This window comes from Desulfofundulus sp. JL263-se, assembly GCF_056316025.1.
On the sequence record NZ_CM149993.1, the window covers coordinates 1,998,050 to 2,014,384 of the forward strand.

13 protein-coding genes are annotated in these 16,335 nt (G+C 45.9%); all 13 read left to right on the top strand.

Annotated features, from left to right (window positions below):
• Positions 1-28: 28 nt before the first annotated feature.
• The 13 genes from acsC to ACX4JR_RS10345 all read left to right on the top strand — a co-directional run bounded on the left by acsC (position 29) and on the right by ACX4JR_RS10345 (position 16,040).
• On the top strand, positions 29-1,369 hold the full coding sequence (gene acsC / locus ACX4JR_RS10285; RefSeq protein ID WP_476057977.1) for an acetyl-CoA decarbonylase/synthase complex subunit gamma: 1,341 nt from the start codon (positions 29-31) through the stop codon (positions 1,367-1,369).
• A 79-nt stretch (positions 1,370-1,448) separates the two neighbouring features.
• Positions 1,449-2,207 carry an ATP-binding protein gene (locus ACX4JR_RS10290; protein ID WP_476057978.1) on the top strand — a complete coding sequence of 253 codons (759 nt, stop codon included), beginning with the start codon at positions 1,449-1,451 and terminating at the stop codon, positions 2,205-2,207.
• Positions 2,208-2,267: 60 nt separating this feature from the next.
• On the top strand, positions 2,268-3,218 hold the full coding sequence (locus ACX4JR_RS10295; RefSeq protein ID WP_476057979.1) for an acetyl-CoA decarbonylase/synthase complex subunit delta: 951 nt from the start codon (positions 2,268-2,270) through the stop codon (positions 3,216-3,218).
• A gap of 20 nt (positions 3,219-3,238) precedes the next feature.
• Entirely contained in the window at positions 3,239-4,033 is a 795-nt protein-coding gene (locus ACX4JR_RS10300) for a methyltetrahydrofolate cobalamin methyltransferase (RefSeq protein ID WP_476057980.1), read from the top strand.
• A 505-nt stretch (positions 4,034-4,538) separates the two neighbouring features.
• Positions 4,539-7,568 (top strand): FAD-dependent oxidoreductase, encoded by a 3,030-nt coding sequence (locus ACX4JR_RS10305; RefSeq protein WP_476057981.1) that lies wholly within the window; start codon positions 4,539-4,541, stop codon positions 7,566-7,568.
• Between the two features lie 23 nt (positions 7,569-7,591).
• Positions 7,592-8,032 (top strand): hydrogenase iron-sulfur subunit, encoded by a 441-nt coding sequence (locus ACX4JR_RS10310; protein ID WP_476057982.1) that lies wholly within the window; start codon positions 7,592-7,594, stop codon positions 8,030-8,032.
• Positions 8,020-8,976, top strand: a complete 957-nt coding sequence (locus tag ACX4JR_RS10315; protein WP_476057983.1) for a 4Fe-4S dicluster domain-containing protein — start codon at positions 8,020-8,022, stop codon at positions 8,974-8,976. The genes ACX4JR_RS10310 and ACX4JR_RS10315 overlap by 13 nt, the downstream gene beginning before the upstream one ends.
• Before the next feature lie 11 nt (positions 8,977-8,987).
• Positions 8,988-10,007 carry a 4Fe-4S dicluster domain-containing protein gene (locus ACX4JR_RS10320; protein WP_476057984.1) on the top strand — a complete coding sequence of 340 codons (1,020 nt, stop codon included), beginning with the start codon at positions 8,988-8,990 and terminating at the stop codon, positions 10,005-10,007.
• Complete coding sequence (locus ACX4JR_RS10325) at positions 10,007-10,846, top strand: FAD/NAD(P)-binding protein (protein ID WP_476057985.1); 840 nt, start codon at positions 10,007-10,009, stop codon at positions 10,844-10,846. Before ACX4JR_RS10320 ends, ACX4JR_RS10325 begins: the two co-directional genes overlap by 1 nt.
• A gap of 137 nt (positions 10,847-10,983) precedes the next feature.
• Entirely contained in the window at positions 10,984-14,010 is a 3,027-nt protein-coding gene (locus ACX4JR_RS10330; RefSeq protein ID WP_476057986.1) for an FAD-dependent oxidoreductase, read from the top strand.
• 1 nt (position 14,011) lies between these two features.
• On the top strand, positions 14,012-14,449 hold the full coding sequence (locus tag ACX4JR_RS10335; protein WP_476057987.1) for a hydrogenase iron-sulfur subunit: 438 nt from the start codon (positions 14,012-14,014) through the stop codon (positions 14,447-14,449).
• Entirely contained in the window at positions 14,446-15,117 is a 672-nt protein-coding gene (locus ACX4JR_RS10340; RefSeq protein WP_476057988.1) for a methylenetetrahydrofolate reductase C-terminal domain-containing protein, read from the top strand. The genes ACX4JR_RS10335 and ACX4JR_RS10340 overlap by 4 nt, the downstream gene beginning before the upstream one ends.
• A complete protein-coding gene (locus tag ACX4JR_RS10345; protein WP_476057989.1) occupies positions 15,114-16,040 on the top strand; it encodes a methylenetetrahydrofolate reductase in 927 nt (308 codons plus the stop codon). Before ACX4JR_RS10340 ends, ACX4JR_RS10345 begins: the two co-directional genes overlap by 4 nt.
• Positions 16,041-16,335 lie beyond the last annotated feature (295 nt).

Sequence of the window (16,335 nt, forward strand, 5' to 3'; positions counted from 1 at the left end):
ATGATTGAAAGAAAGGAGTAGAGAGAGTATGGGTTTGACAGGTTTAGAGATTTTTAAGCAATTACCTAAAACAAACTGTAAAGATTGTGGTCACCCTACCTGCTTGGCTTTTGCAATGGCATTAGCAAGTGGTAAAGCTAGTTTAGATAGTTGCCCGCACGTATCTGACGCAGCAAGAGAGGCCTTAGATTCTGCATCTGCTCCACCCATTGCCACCATTAAAATCGGCACCGGTGAACAAGAACTTACCTTAGGTGGAGAGACTGTCCTTTTCCGCCACGACAAACGTTTTGAAAATATGACCGGTATTGCTATTGCTGTATCAGATGCTGACGATACCGATGCCATTACCGCAAAGGTCAACGAAATTAATAAGTTGGTATTCGATCGCGTCGGTCAAATCCATAACGTAAACCTGGTGGCTGTTAAGAATGATTCCGGAAACGCCGATAAGTTCGCCGAAGCAGTTAAAATTGTCCAAGAAAATTCCAAGTTCCCCATGATCTTAATGACGGAAAATACGGCGGCTGCTGAAAAAGCATTGGAAATCTGTGCTGCAGGTAAGCCATTACTTTACGGAGCAACTGCTGATAACTACGAAACCATGACCGAGTTGGCCAAGAAAAATGAAGTGGTCCTCGGTGTCAAGGGAAATGACCTTAACAGCTTGGCAGAACTGGTAGAAAAGATTCACGGGCTTGGATACAAGCAGCTGGTTATCGATTCCGGAAGTCGTGAATTAAGCAAGGTACTGGCTGACCAAACACAAATACGGCGTCAGGCTTTGCGCAGGTTCCGTCCTTTCGGCTATCCTACCCTGACTGTGGTAACCAATGAAGATCCCATCCAGGCAGTTGCAGAGGCAAGTGTTTGTATCGCTAAGTATGCCGGCATAGTTGTTTACCCATCTGCCGATCCGGCTGAAATTTTACCATTGATTACCTTACGCCTGAATATTTATACCGACCCACAAAAGCCCATAGCTGTTGAATCTAAGGTTTATGAAGTTGGCACACCGGATGAAAATTCACCGGTATTTATTACAACTAACTTCTCCCTCAGCTACTTCTGCGTACAGGGCGATGTTGAAGCAGCCAGAATTTCCGGTTACATCCTCCCTGTTGACACCGACGGCATTTCCGTCCTGACCGGATGGGCAGCTGGTAAATTTACTCCTGAAAAAATTGCTGAAATGCTAAAAGAAACCAATATGGAGGAGAAAGTAAAGCATAAGACTGTAATCATCCCCGGAGGCGTTGCTGTTATGAGCGGAAAACTGCAAGAAATTAGTGGGTGGAACGTAATGGTTGGCCCACGGGAGTCCTCCGCAATTCCCAGCTTTATTAAGCAGCGCTGGAATGTTAGCTAATTATTAACTTCAGCGCATAAAAACCCTGTTCCAAAAATGCAGAAATATATGCAATAAGCTTCGGAAAGGATGTGACGATATGGCATTTAATATAGCTGTAGCCGGAAAAGGGGGTACAGGGAAAACCACTCTGGTTTCACTGATCATCAGGCAATTAATTAAAAACGGTAAAAAACCCGTTCTGGCTGTAGATGCAGACGCCAATGCCAATTTAAATGAAGCATTAGGTATGGAAATCGAAGATTCCATCGCTGAGATTCTGGCAAGCTTATATAATGCCACCCAATCCCTGCCAGCCGGTATGACTAAGGACCAATACATGGAATACCGCATCCATGAGTCTTTATCAGAAGGAGATGATGTAGACCTTCTGGTTATGGGCGGACCTGAGGGACCAGGGTGTTACTGCTACGCAAATAACTTACTCCGCAACTATATGGCAGAACTCAGTGCAAACTATCCCTATTTGGTAATGGACAACGAGGCAGGCCTGGAACATCTCAGTCGCCGCACTACCCAGAACGTAGACCTCCTTTTCGTAACCAGTGACGCCAGCGCCCGGGGAATTCGTTCGGCCAAGCGTATAAAAGAACTGATAGATACACTTAAGCTGGATATTAAACAAATTTATCTGGTAGTGACCAAGGTGGAACAAAATACTATAGAACCCTTAATGCCTGAAGTCGAACGTACCGGCTTGAAGTTAGTGGGTACCATTCCATTAGACAATCAGGTTTACGAATATGACCTTTACAGCAAGCCATTAATTGACCTGCCGGATAATTCACCTGTGGTAAGCGCAGTTACAAATATATTGAGAAAAACCGGAGTCCTATAATAACAGCCTTGCCTCTTTAAATGAAAAAGATTTATGTGTTAGCAGAAAGGAGCGGAACAAATGCCTGTTAACATAGTTAAAGAAAAATGGACCAGCAATGTAGGAGAAGTGGTCCTGGGTACAGAACCCAATGTCGTAAAAGTAGGCGGCGAAAGCACATTGCCTTTCCTGCACTTCGAAGGCGAAATACCCCACAGGCCTGTTTTGGCCCTGGAAGTGTGGGATATGGAACCCACAGATTGGCCTGAGCCAGTGAAGGAGCCCTTTGCCGATGTCTTATCGGATCCCGTGGCATGGGCGAAAAAGAATGTTGAGTATGGTGCCGATTTGGTGGCCTTGCGTTTAATAAGTGCCAACCCTGATAACAAAGATACCAGTGGTGAACAGTGCGCTGAAATTGCCAAAGCTGTAGCAGAGGCCGTAAACGTTCCTCTTATCATTCTGGGCTGCGGCTCGGAAGAAAAAGACGCCGAAATCCTTCCGGCAGTAGCGGAAGCCCTTTCAGGCAAGAACTTCCTGCTCGGCCCGGCCACAGAAAATAATTATAAGACAATTACAGCTGCTTGCATGGGGCACGGGCACAACATCATAGCCGCCAGCCCACTGGATATCAACTTAGCAAAGCAGCTTAATATTTTAATTACTGAAATGAACATGAGCCCTAACAAAATCGTTATTGACCCGCTGGTCGGCGCACTGGGCTACGGAATAGAATATGCTTATTCCATCATGGAACGCGCCCGCCTCGGGGCACTTATGGGGGATAAAATGTTATCCATGCCCGTAATCTGCACCGTCGGACAAGAAGCATGGAAGACTAAAGAGGCTAAAAGTCCGGAAGAAGAAACTCCCGAATGGGGAGAGCAGAAGAAACGGGCTATCCTTTGGGAAATAGTTACAACCGTCGCCTTTGCCCAAGCAAGTGGTTCCATCTTTGTACTCCGTCACCCTGAATCCGTAAAACAATTAAAGGTTCACTTTGATCAACTCATGAAGAGTAATGAGTATTAAAATAAAGGGGAGGCTACAATATGATCCTTATAGGTGAGCGGATTAACGGCATGTTCAAAGATATTCGGGAAGCCATCCTGAACAGAGACCCCGAACCTATTAAGCAACATGCCATCAAGCAATATGAAGCAGGTGCACGTTACCTGGATATTAACACTGGCCCCACCGTGGACCCCAAGGATCAGCCCGCGGTTATGGAGTGGCTGGTTCAGGTTGCCCAAGAGGCCTGCCCGCTACCATGCTGCATTGACTCTACTAACCCCGATGCCATTGAGGCTGGGCTCAAAGTTCATAAAGGCAAAGCGATAATAAACTCCACTACCGCCGACCAGCATAAAATGGACCGGTATATTCCCCTTGCTGCAAAGTATAATGCGGCAATTATCGGCCTAACCATGAACGAAAAGGGAGTACCGAAGAGTGCCAGCGACCGTATCGCCCTGGCCATGGAGATTGTAGTAAACTGCGACATGCATGGCGTTCCTACCGATGACTTATATATAGACCCCCTTATGTTACCCTGTAACGTGGCCCAGGAACACGGCGTCGAGGTATTGGAAACATTGCGCCAAGTTAAAACCTTGGCCGACCCTCCTCCTAAAACAACCATGGGGTTAAGTAACGCTTCCCAAGGTTGCTCAAACCGCCACTTAATTAATAGAACATTCCTTGTTATGAGTATGGCTTGCGGACTTGATTCCGCCATTGCTGATGTTTATGATCCCCTACTTATAGAAGAAGTAGCAGCAGCCAGGATTTTATTAAACCAGGATATCTATTGCGATTCTTTTGTAAAAACTTACCTCCAAAGGTAAATATAAAAAAGGGCAGTTACCCTTAGAGGGGGCTCTGCCCTTTTTTATACACCATATATGGCGTTTTTCACGACCTTTTAAAAGAATTGACAGTCAAACGGAGAAATATTATACTAGGTACAAGATGTGATTATCCTGGTACCGTAGCTTTACATACAGTCCGTTCAGAAACATTCGTATTTTCAGCAATACAGCAGCGGAAATTACTAAAGAAAGCTCTAATCAATTCAGTACCTTCCTTAAATTCAATTATTTAATTAAATTTTAACTTAAACAATAAAGCTCCTTTCTAGCATTATTTGCACCACACTTCACATCATAAAAGTCCCCTTCAATTACAGTAGCAAATCCCCATTTATTCCAGCAGTTATTTTATTTTTGCACCGGGAGCAGTCACATCAGTTATATTATAATTTATCATAATTATTACTTTTTTAGCCAGAAGGCGGAATATTTTTAGATCCCCTTTGACCCCCAATTTTAGGAGGACGGATGTGATGCTAAGATGAGTGCCACGAAACCTGATAAGATTGGTGCTGTATTGGTAGTTGGTGCTGGTATTGCCGGTATACAGGCATCCCTCGATCTGGCCGAATCGGGTTATTATGTATACCTGGTTGACAAAGCACCGGCCATCGGCGGGACTATGCCCATGCTGGACAAGACATTCCCTACCAACGATTGTTCCATGTGTATTTTATCTCCCAAGCTGGTAGAATGCGGCCGGCACTTGAACATTGAAGTCATTACCAACGCCGAATTAGTAGACCTGCAAGGTGAACCGGGTAACTTTAAAGCCACCATCCAAAAATATGCCCGGTATGTTGACCCGGAAAAATGTACCGGCTGCGGATCTTGTGCTGAAGAATGTCCTGTTAAAGTAGACGATGAATTTAACCAAGGGCTGGGCAAGCGCAAGGCCATTTACAAACTTTATGCCCAGGCATATCCCAACGCCTATGCCATTGATGCAAGCAAGTGTTTAAAAATTAAAAAGCCCAAGGCCTGCGGTAAATGTTTAGAAGTCTGTCAAGCAGACGCAATCAACCACGAGATGCAAGACGAAACCATCGAAATTGAAATAGGCTCCGTCATTTTATCTCCAGGCTTTGAAAAGTTTGACGCTTCCAAGCTGGAATACTACGGCTACGGTAAGTTTGCCAATGTAATTACAAGCCTCGAGTTTGAGCGCATCTTAAGTGCTTCCGGACCTTACGGAGGTCATTTGCAACGTCCTTCCGACGACAAGGAACCTGAGAAAATTGCATGGATACAATGCGTAGGTTCCCGTAACTGCCGGGAAGAGCACGGCTATTGTTCATCTGTATGCTGCATGTATGCCATTAAGGAAGCCGTAATTGCCAAAGAACATGCCAGTTATCCCCTGGAAACAACTATTTTCTACATGGATATGCGCACCTACGGCAAAGATTTTGAAAAGTATTACGAAAAGGCTAAGAATGAACAGGGAGTCAACTTCATTAGATCCCGCATTTACGAAGTAACCGAAAAACCTGATAACAGCGGCAATCTTTTGATTCGCTATGCTGACGAAAATGGTACCATACATTATGAAGAGTTTGATCTCGTAATTCTCTCCGTTGGTCTGGAACCACCAGCTAATCTTGTTGAACTGGCAGACAAGCTGGGACTAAACCTGAACCAGTTCAATTATTGTGAACCCCAAAATCTTACCGGCGTAGAAACCAACAAGCCCGGCATTTATGTTGCCGGTGCATTCAGCGGGCCCAAGGATATTCCGGAAACAGTCATGCAGGCCAGTGCAGCTGCGGCCAATTCCGGGGCAATCCTGGCAGCGGCCCGGGGAACTATGACCAAAACCAGGGAATTCCCGCCGGAAAAGGACGTAGTAGGGGAAGTTATCCGTACAGGCGTTTTCGTCTGCCACTGCGGTATTAATATTGGAAGTGTAGTTAACGTTCCTGAAGTTGTTGAATTCGCTAAAACGCTGCCCGGCGTTGTTTACGCTACCGAAAAGTTGTATGCCTGTTCTCAAGACACTTCAGCCCAAATTAAGGAAGCCATCGAGGAATATAATCTAAATCGTGTAGTTGTAGCTTCCTGCAGTCCAAGAACCCACGAGCCATTGTTCCAGGAAACACTGAGGGAGGCCGGCCTTAACCCGCACCTGTTTGAAATGGCCAACATCAGGGACCAGTGTTCCTGGGTACACATGAATGAACCTGAAAAGGCAACGGAAAAAGCCAAGGACCTTATAAAAATGGCTGTGGCCAAGGCGGCTCTCCTCCAGCCCATCCAGGGCTCTGAACTGGGAATGAACCACGATGTGCTGGTTATCGGAGGCGGAGTCTCCGGTATGACTAGCGCACTAACCTTAGCAGAACAGGGCTATAAGGTTTACTTAGTTGAAAAAGAAGATAAGCTAGGCGGCATTGCCAACCGCATTCGCTACGGAATGAAGGGTGAAGACGTTCAAGCATATCTGGCAGATTTAATTCAAAAGGTAAATAATAACCAGTTAATTACCATATTTACCGGCACCAACATCAAAAACGTCACCGGATTTGTAGGTAACTTTAAAACTACATTAAGCAACGGCAATGAAATTTCACACGGGGTAACCGTTATCGCCACCGGGGCAGAAGAATATCAACCTAAGGAGTACCTTTACGGTAAGAGTGACCGGGTAATGACCCTCCTTGAATTAGAAGGTGCTTTGGCCGACGGCGATAGCAAGGTTACCGGTGCCAAGAATTACGTATTTATCCAGTGTGTTGGTTCCCGGGATGAGGAACGCCCTTACTGCAGCCGCATTTGCTGCACCAAATCTATCAAACTGGCCCTGAAGATAAAGGAAGCTAACCCTGATGCCAATATCTACATCTTATACCGGGACATTAGAACTTACGGCTTCTTTGAGGAAATGTACAGGGAAGCCCGCAGGAAGGGTATCATCTTTATACGTTACTCCCAAGAAAACAAGCCCGTTGTGGAGAATGCCGACAAGGGCATTAAGGTGACCGTAACCGACCATGTATTGGGAATTCCGGTAGTTATTGAAGCTGATGTGGTTGGTTTGGCAGCTGCAATTGTTGCTCCGGAAGAAAACAACAGCAAGCTCAGCCAGTTCTTCAAGGTTCCCATGAACCAAGAAGGATTCTTCTTGGAAGCTCATATGAAGCTTCGTCCTGTGGACTTTAGTACCGAGGGCGTATTCATGTGCGGACTGGCACATGGCCCCAAGAACCTGGAAGAAAACATTTCTCAAGCTAAGGCCGCAGCTGGAAGAGCTTGCACCCTTTTGGCCCGGGATACAGTTGCAGTGGAAGGCAAGTGCGCAGTGGTTAATAAGAGGAAATGTACCGGCTGTGGCACCTGTGAATCGGTATGCCCGGCACAAGCAATTTCCGTTGACGAAAAAGAAAAAGTAGCTGTTGTAAATGAGGCTCTGTGCAAGGGCTGCGGAGCATGTGCTTCCTCTTGTCGGTGCGGAGCGTTAAACGTCAAGGGATGCACCAACGAACAAATCGTAGCTATGATTAATGCGCTGTAGCAACTGGGGAGGGAAAACAGAGAATGGAAAGGGAACCTAAAATAGTGGCGTTCCTTTGTAACTGGTGTAGTTATGCCGGCGCTGACCTGGCAGGTATAGGCAGGATGCAATATCCTCCCAACGTCCGGGTTGTACGCATACCATGTACCGGCAGAATTAACCCATTGTTTATAATCAGTGCGTTGCGAAACGGTGCTGACGGCATTCTTGCCTCCGGGTGACATCCCGGAGAGTGCCACTATGTTAGTGGCAACCTGGTTGCACGGAGGAAGTTTGCTTTACTCAAAAACCTCTTGGAATACATGGGAGTGGAAGAAGGTCGTATAAACTTCACATGGATTTCGGCTTCTGAAGGTGCCCGTTTCGCCGAAGTAATTACTAAAGTAACCGAAAAAGTTAAGCAACTGGGCCCGAACAAAGGACTGGTTGCAAACGAATCGGGGTGTTGCGGATGCAAGGAATAGCAACTGCAGTCCAAAATGCGGCGAAAAAATTATTAGAAGAAAATAAAGTTGACTTGGTAATCGGCTTTGCCAAGGGCAGCCTGCCCCTCCGCAGTACTCCCGTCTTCATACGCAAGCCGGAAGATGCGGATAAGTTAACATGGAACTTAAACTGTGAAAATAACTTGGCTAACTATCTAAGAAAAAAGGACCAAAAAATAGGGGTAGTGGCAAAAGGCTGTGACAGTCGCTCTATTGTGGCTTTAATTAAGGAAAACCAGGTTAACAGGGAAAATCTATATATTATAGGTGTACCGTGCAATGGTATGGTTGACCGTAAGAAGATTGCAGAACTTTTAGAGGGCAAGGAACTTTTAGAAGTAGAAGAAAAGGGAGAAACCCTGGTACTTAAAGGGCGGGATTTCAATAAAACCGTTAATATTTCCGAAGTTCTTCATGGGTCGTGTAAAGCTTGCCGCCACAAAAACCCGGTAATTTATGATGAAATGATAGGAGAACCTGTTCCTGAAAAAACAGATGATGACTTTTCCGATATTAAGGAGTTCGAAGCAAAATCTATTGCCGAAAGGCGCAACTACCTTGTCGGGGAACTAAGTAAGTGCATTCGCTGCTACGCTTGCAGGAATGCCTGCCCGATGTGCTACTGTGAGGAGTGCTTTGTGGACTGTTCCACTCCTGAATGGATAGGTAAAAGTGCTACCAATGTTCAAGATAACCTTTTATTCCAGGCTGTTCGGGTATTTCACAGTGCCGGCCGCTGCGTAGACTGCGGCGCATGCGAACGCGCCTGCCCCATGGGTATTAATCTAAGCATTCTTACCCGTAAGCTGGTCAAGGACGCCAAGGAATTCTTCGGAGCCGAGGCAGGCGTAAACATGGAAGATAAGCCGGCCCTCTCCACTTTTGAATTGAATGACCCACAACCTTTTTTGGTGAAGGAATGAGGTGAAAATATATGATAATAACCAAAAAAGATATCGCAAATTTCCTGGACAGCCTAAAAGCCAATTATCAAGTATATGCACCCGTAAAGCAAAATCATTATGTAATGTTCAAAGAAATCACCTCCGGCTCAGATGTCTTATTGGATTATAGTAATTCCAAGATTCCACCTAAAGGGATTTTATTTCCTCAATCTGAAGAACTGTTTAGTTACAAGGTAGATAAACAAGGTGCTCAACTGGAAGAAAAAATCGACAGCCAGAAAAAAGTAATTTTTGGGATTCGTCCTTGTGACGCCAAAAGCCTGGCTTTACTAGACAATGTATTCAGTAATGATAAATATCAGGACCCTTATTATGTAACCCGCCGTAAAAACACCGTGCTGGTAGGGATAGGATGTAATGAGCCCCAAAGCACCTGTTTCTGTACATCCATCGGTGGCGGGCCCTTTGACACCAGTGCCTTGGACCTGCTTCTGACAGATGTAGGAGATAAATATGTAGTAGAGATTATTACAGATAAAGGTAAAGAACTACTAAGTGATGCCAATTGTGTCGAAGCAACTGATACTGACAAAGAGGCTGCCTCCAGAGCAAAGAGCAATGCAACCCTTATTAATGCTATCAATATAGACGGTCTTAAGGCTAAATTGGACGTTAATTTTTACGACGAAATTTGGGATTTTATATCTGAAAAATGCTTGGGTTGCGCTGCTTGTACCTATTCCTGTCCTACATGCCACTGCTTTGACATTGTGGACGACGCCGTGGACACCAATGGATGCCGTGTTCGCAATTGGGACTCCTGCATGTTCCCGTTGTTTACGTTGCACGGTTCCGGCCACAACCCGCGGCCCAGCGGCAAAGAACGTTTCCGCAATCGTATTATGCATAAATTTAAATACTTCGTGGATAATTTCAATGCCACGGCCTGCGTAGGTTGTGGCAGGTGCATCCAAAACTGCCCTGTAAACTTGGATATCCGGGAAGTTTTGGCGGAGATTAAGGCGTCGGAAGCGAGGTCGGTAAGCTAATGAAGAATCCATATCTGCCGCTACCAATGAAACTGGTTAAAAATTTTACAGAAACTGAGGATAAACTTATTCATACTTTTACTTTCGAATTTCTCAGCGAAGAAGATGAAAAAAGTTTTACCTATACACCCGGCCAATTTGCTGAAATATGTGTTTTTGGTAAAGGAGAAGCACCCTTTGGCATCGCCTCATCCCCAACCGAGCCAGGTCACTTAAAGTTCTCAGTTGCTAAGGTAGGGGTTGTGTCCACAGCTCTTCACTTAATGGAAGAAGGAACTATCGTAGGAATACGCGGCCCACTGGGTAATAATTTTCCCATTGAAGAATTAAAAGGTAAAAATATTGTTATCATAGGCGGGGGTTTTGCTTTTACCACCTTACGTGCCCTTACCACTTATATACTACACCCCGATAACCGCGGCGATTTCGGTAATTTAACCGTAATTTACGGTGCCAGGAATCCTGGTCTCTTACTCTACAAGGATGAGTTGGCCGAATGGGAAAAGCGCTCCGATATAGAACTTGTTACTACTATTGACAGGCCGGTGGAAGGTTGGAACGGCAAAGTAGGTTTTGTTCCTCAGGTAACCGAAGAGGTGGCACCTAGTGCGGATAACGCCTATGCCATCATCTGCGGTCCTCCAATTATGATTAAATTCACCATACCAGTACTGGAAAAGCTAGGATTTAAGCCCGAGTACACCATAATGTCGCTGGAGAACAGAATGAAGTGTGGAATCGGCATGTGCGGCAGGTGTAACGTTGGAAATAAATATGTATGCAAAGACGGTCCTGTTTTTACCAGAGCTCAACTTTTAGAGTTGCCTAACGAATACTAAAACACGGAGTTAATTGTAAGGACAGACTATTCCATTTTGAGTTGAAAGGAATAGTCTGTCCTTACAAAAGAATAAATTTATACTAAAAACACCGTACTGTAACGGTGGACTCCAAATGAGAGGGTGGATGTGGTGCCATGAGTGCTGATAAGGTCGGCGCCGTAATGGTGGTTGGTGCAGGAATTGCCGGAATACAGGCATCTCTTGACCTTGCCGAGTCGGGCTACTATGTGTACCTCGTAGAACAATCACCGGCCATTGGCGGGACCATGCCTATGCTGGACAAAACATTTCCCACCAATGATTGTTCCATGTGTATTCTTTCTCCCAAGCTAGTTGAATGCGGAAGACACCTAAACATTGAAATCCTTACGTGCTCCGAAGTGACAGAAGTAACAGGAGAACCTGGCAATTTTAAGGTTACGGTAACCAAGCACCCCAGGTACGTTGATATTGACAAGTGTAAAGGCTGCGGAGACTGCGCCGGAGAATGCCCGACCAAAACCCCGGATGAATTCAACCAGGGCTTAAACAACCGCAAGGCCATTTACAAGCCTTATGCCCAGGCATACCCCAACGCCTATACCATTGATGCAAGCAAGTGTTTAAAAATTAAAAAGCCCAAGGCCTGCGGTAAATGTTTAGAGGCCTGCCAGGCGGATGCCATTAACCACGACATGGGAGAAGAAATAGTTGAATTAAATGTCGGTTCTATCATTTTGTGCCCCGGCTTTGAAAAGTATGACCCGGCCCAATTGGAATATTATGGCTACGGGAAATATCCCAACGTACTTACCAGCCTTGAATTTGAGCGGATTCTTAGTGCTTCAGGCCCGTTCCAGGGACATCTAGTAAGACCCTATGATCATAAAGAACCCAAGAAAATAGCTTGGATTCAATGCGTTGGCTCCAGAAACGTACGGGAAGAGAAAGGTTACTGCTCTTCCGTATGTTGCATGTACGCAATAAAAGAAGCAGTTATTGCCAAAGAGCATAGCGAGGACGACCTGGAGACAACCATCTTCTACATGGATATGCGGACTTACGGTAAGGGATTTGAAAAATATTATGAAAGGGCTCGTAATGAACACGGAGTTAAATTCGTGCGCTCACGGATTTTTGATATTTCTGAACTGGATGACGAAAGCAAAAATTTAGTCATTAGATATGCTGATGAAGCAGGGACCATCCACTACGAAGAATTCGACCTGGTAGTCTTGTCCGTAGGCCTTAAACCTTCAGAAAGTGTAATTGAGCTGGGTAAGAAACTGGGCCTGGACCTTAACAATTTCGGTTTCGCAGAAACCGAGCCTTTAACTGGTGTAAATACATCAAAGCCTGGCATTTACGTTGCCGGTGCCTTCGGCGGGCCAAAGGATATCCCCGAAACGGTAATGCAGGCAAGCGCTGCTGCTGGGGCATCTGTGGCTCTTTTAGGTGACGTCCGGGGAACCGCTGTTAAGGAAAAAGAGTTTCCGCCGGAAAAGGATACCAGCGGTGAAGAGCCACGTATAGGGGTATTTGTCTGTCACTGCGGTGTTAACATTGGAGGCGTGGTTAATGTACCTGAAGTTGTAGAAATGGCCAAGAGGCTTCCTAACGTTGTCTATGCCGGTGAATTCCTCTACGTTTGCTCCCAGGACAGTCAGGCAGCCATTAAGGAAGCCATTGAAGAACACAAACTTAACCGGGTAGTCGTCGCCTCCTGCAGCCCCCGCACTCACAAGCCGCTTTTCCAGGAAACCATACGGGAAGCCGGTTTAAATCGTTATTTATTCGAAATGGCCAATATCCGTGACCAGTGTTCGTGGGTCCATATGAATGAGCCGGAAAAGGCCACTGAAAAGGCGAAAGACCTGGTTAAGATGGTGGTTGCCAAAGCAGCCCTCCTCGAACCGGTGAGGCAAATATCCGTGGGAGTAACCCCCAAGGCATTAGTTATCGGCGGAGGCATATCCGGTATGACCAGTGCCCTAAGCCTTGCTGAACAGGGCTATGACGTGCACATCGTAGAAAAAGCTGCTCAATTGGGAGGTAATGCCCTTCGCATTAAGCAAGGTTTCCGGGGCGAAAATGTTCAGGCATTCTTAAGCGAACTCATTGAAAAGGTAAAATCCAATTCCAAGATTCAGGTTACCACAGGTACCGAGGTAACCGAAGTGTCCGGTTATGTGGGCAACTTTGTAACCACCCTGAGCAACGGTAAAAAAGTAGAACACGGCGTAACGATTATTGCCATTGGCGGACAGGAGTATAAGCCCACAGAGTACCTTTACGGTAAACATGACGCCGTATTTACACAACTGGAACTGGAGGAGGCCTTGACGGCAGGCGACTTACGACTTAAAGAAGCCCAAAATATTGTTCTTATTCAGTGTGTGGGCTCCAGGGAGCCCGAGCGGGCATACTGTAGCCGCGTTTGTTGTAACAAGTCCGTTAAACTGGCCTTAAAACTTAAAGAAATTAACCCCAGTGTTAACGTATTCGTTCTTTACCGTGACATCAGGACTTACGGCTTTAACGAAGAAAATTACCGCGAAGCGCGCAGAAAAGGAGTTATTTTTGTCCGCTACAATACCGATAATAAGCCTAAGGTTGAGACCAGCGGGAGCGGTTTGAAAGTTACCGTTATCGACCACGTTCTCGGTGAACCCATTATCATTGATGCGGACGTAGTCGGTCTGGCAGCGGCAATATTACCGCCTGAAGACAACATCAAAATGAACCAACTGTTCAAGGTGCCTCTCAACGAAGACGGCTTCTTCCTTGAAGCTCACATGAAGCTGCGTCCCGTGGATACCGCCGCTGAAGGTGTGTTTATGGCCGGTTTGGCGCACGGGCCCAAATCTCTGGAGGAAAACATTGCCCAGGCAAAAGCTGCAGCGGGTAGGGCCGCCACCATTTTAAGTAAGGGTTCCATCGAATCCTCCGGCGTTGTGGCCGTTGTTCAGCCGGATAAGTGTGCAGCATGCCTTACCTGTGTCAGGTTGTGCCCCTTCAACGCGCCGCGGATTAACAATTACGCAGCAGAGATCCAGCCGGTTATTTGTCAGGGATGCGGCACCTGCGCCGGCGAATGTCCCAATAAAGCAATTACCTTGCAGAGTTATAAAGATGTTATGCTCATGAACATGGTTAACGGGTTGTACAAGGAGGTGCTTTAGGGTGGCGGAATTCGAGCCGAAAATTGTAGCCTTTTGCTGCCATTACTGAGCATACTCGGCTGCGGACCTGGCAGGTTCGATGCGACTCCAGTATGCTCCTACCGTAAGAATTGTTGAAATGCCGTGCTCAGGCACCATTGATCACCGCGTAATCCTACAAGCTTTTGAAGATGGTGCGGATGGGGTGTTTGTAGCCGGTTGCATGGAAGGCGATTGCCACTTTTTAAAAGGAAACATTCGCGCCAAGAAACGCGTGCAACATGTTAAGAAAATTCTGGATGAAATTGGCTTCGGCGGGGAACGTTTGGATTTCTTTAACCTGTCCGCCGCCCAGGCACAGCGGTTTGCCGAAATTGTTGCGGAAATGACCGAGCGCATCCGTAAACTAGGACCCAATCCCCTTAAAAATTCTACCCAGAAAGAAGGTGGCGCAGCTTGATTATTGCCCAACAAAAACCTATACAAGACATTGCCGAGATGATTAGTGATTGCAAAAAGGTATTGCTAGTTGGCTGTGCCGGTTGCGTTACCGTTTGCCTGGCAGGGGGCGAAAAAGAAACAGAAGTACTGGCAGCTGCCCTGCGCATAAAGCGCAGGATGGAAAACAACCCCTTAGAAACAGTCACTTACGTGGCCACTCGCCAGTGCGACCCTGAATATATAACATCTTTGGATAATTATGTAAAAGACGTGGATGCAATTATCTCCTTGGCCTGCGGTGTTGGGGTCCAGTACGTTGCCGAACGTTTCTCCGATAAATGGGTGGTACCCGCACTGGATACCAAATTTATCGGTGGATCGATTGTTCATGGAGAATGGGAAGAGCGCTGTGGTCTCTGTGGCGACTGCATTCTACATCTTACCGGCGGCATTTGCCCCATTATCCGTTGTTCCAAGAGTATTTTGAACGGACCCTGTGGAGGTTCCCAGTACGGGAAGTGTGAAATCAGCAAGGATGTGGACTGCGCGTGGCACCTTATCTACGAGCGCATGAAGGCTTTGGGTAAGTTGGATAAAATAATGAAATACCAGCCTCCCAAAGACTGGTCCAAGTCCCGTGACGGCGGTCCTCGAAGAGCTACCAGGGAGGATGTGATGATAGATTGAAAACTGAAAGCAAGCTGGAAAAGCTCTTAACCAAGGGTGAATTTGTTGTTACGGCAGAAATTGGCCCACCAAAACATGCTTCAGCAGAGGGCATAATACATCATGCTGACATGCTAAAGGACTATGTTGATGCCACAAATATAACAGACTGTCAAACTGCCATTGTGCGCCTGTCAAGCATAGCCAGTGCTGTGCACGTATTGAGTAGAGGCGTGGAACCTATTGTCCAGATGACCTGCCGTGACCGAAACAGGATTGCCATACAGGCAGATTTGCTTGGTGCATACAGCCTCGGTATGAGAAATGTACTTTGCCTTTCTGGTGACCATCAATCGTTCGGTAATCATCCAACCAGTAAAAATGTGTACGACATTGATTCCATACAGCTTATCCACCTGGTACGCAGAATGCGCGATGAGAAAAAATTCTTCTGCGGTGAAGAAATCAAAGAACATGAACCTCGCTTTTTTGTGGGAGCAGTGGCAAACCCCTTTGCCGATCCCTTTGAATTCCGCGTGGACCGCCTGGAAAAGAAAGTAGAGGCTGGGGCTGAATTTATTCAAACCCAATGTATATTTGACATGGAGCGCTTCGAGCGGTTCATGGAAATGGTTCGCGAACGGGGCATCCATGAACGCGTATATATATTGGCCGGTATAACCCCGATAAAGAGCTGGCGTGCTGCCAAGTACATCGGTAACAATGTCAGTGGTATGATTGTTCCTGACGAACTGGTAGAGCGCCTGAAGAACGCCGAGGATCAAAAACGAGAGGGAATTGAAATTGCCATTGAGCAAATTAAATACATTAAAGAGAACGTTAAAGGCGTTCACGGGGTTCACATTATGGCCATTGCATGGGAAGAAGTCGTTCCCGAAATTGTTGAGCGTTGCGGCTTGTATCCCAGACCTAAAGTTGACTAACTGTAAAAACAATTCTAAAGATCAACCCCCACGGTTTAAAACCCTGGGGGTTCTTTTTTCTTCCTAAACTTTAATTACTTGTAATATTTTTTTGCATTTTGAAAATTGAATTATTATTTGTTATTTTTACTTGACATTTTTAAAGTAATGCAATATATTTGTTAACAATAAAACGATATTAATTCAGGATTTACCCTCTTCTTTTGGAGTCACCCCAAACAGTACTTAAAAAAAGTTAACTAATTAATTAAGTTTTTTATGTTTCCTAAAGCCTGAAAGTTTTAAACTACCCGAC